Annotated in this window: 1 pseudogene; it reads left to right on the top strand. The window is 63.5% G+C overall.

Annotation, left to right across the window (positions count from 1 at the left end):
* Positions 1 to 444 (top strand): annotated as a pseudogene (locus HMPREF2554_RS09305) (MFS transporter); the annotation flags it as partial.

The following is a 444-nucleotide window of genomic DNA, read 5'->3' as shown; positions in this document are numbered from 1 at the left end:
CGTACAGGAACACCACACCGGCAGACTCCTGCGCGAAGGTGCCGCCTACACCGCACACAACCCCATCGTGCGCGGCATGCTCACCTTCTGGTTCCTCTCCATCGCCGCCGTACCCATCACCACCCTGCCCATGCTCGAATACCTCACCCGCGACCTCGGGCACGACTACACCGCCTTCGGAATCGCAACCTCCGTCTACGCCGCCGGATGCGTGATCAGCTCCTGGCTTTCAGCCAAACTCGGCGTCGGTACAGGCGCCAGGCGGGTGCGTATGACCAAACGCGGGTGGATGTGCATCTCCGGAATCGGCTACGGCGCCGTCTGCCTGAGCATGGGACTACACCCGGCGCTGTGGGCGGTACTCGTGCTCTGGTTCATCTGGGGCATGTTCTACGGACCCGAAGAAGTGCTCGGGCAAGTCCTCTTCGCAGACGCTATCGACGA

The organism is Rothia sp. HMSC071F11, from assembly GCF_001809115.1.
Classification (GTDB): Bacteria; Actinomycetota; Actinomycetes; order Actinomycetales; family Micrococcaceae; genus Rothia; species Rothia dentocariosa.
Note: the sequence above shows the minus strand (reverse complement) of the source record. Positions and strands in the feature narration are given on the sequence as shown.